The following is a 580-nucleotide window of genomic DNA, read 5'->3' on the forward strand; positions in this document are numbered from 1 at the left end:
CTGCGATGACACGGGCTGCGATGAGAAAGCTCCTGGCCTCGTGCCTGACCGCCGTGCTCGTCGCGACCGGCTGCGGGCTGAGCGACGGCGGGTCCGTCCCGCTCCCCGTCGGTCCCGGACCCGGCGGCCCCACCCCTGCGCTGGAGGGTGTCCGGGTGACGGTCGGCGGCAAGGACTTCACCGAGGGTGTGATCAGCAGCTACCTGGTGGAGTTCCTGCTGGCCGCCGCGGGCATGGAGGTCTCGGACATGTCCTCCCTGGCCGGGTCCAACAGCTTCCGCCAGGCCCTCATCTCCGGCCAGGTCGACATCGGCATGGAGTACACCGGCACCGCCTGGATGAGCTACCTGGGCAACTCCGAACCGATCCGCGACCCCGAGGCCCAGTGGGCGGCGGTGCGCGACGCCGACCTCGCCGGGCACGACATCAGGTGGATGCGGCCCACGACGGTCGACAACACCTACTCGTTCGCGATGAGCCGGGCCACCGCCGAGGAGACCGGGGTGCGCACGTTCTCCGACTACGCCCGACTGGTCCGGTCCGACCCCGGGTCCGCGCTGACCTGCATGGAGACCGAGTT

General features: G+C 70.7%; 1 protein-coding gene. It reads left to right on the top strand.

The genetic code is table 11. From position 1 onward, the window contains the following. Positions 1-20: 20 nt before the first annotated feature. The coding region (locus tag B4M60_RS12500) for a glycine betaine ABC transporter substrate-binding protein (protein ID WP_291084450.1) at positions 21-580 on the top strand (560 nt) is incomplete at its 3' end.

The sequence above is a fragment of the Dietzia sp. UBA5065 genome (assembly GCA_002415925.1).
Taxonomy (GTDB): Bacteria; Actinomycetota; Actinomycetes; order Mycobacteriales; family Mycobacteriaceae; genus Dietzia.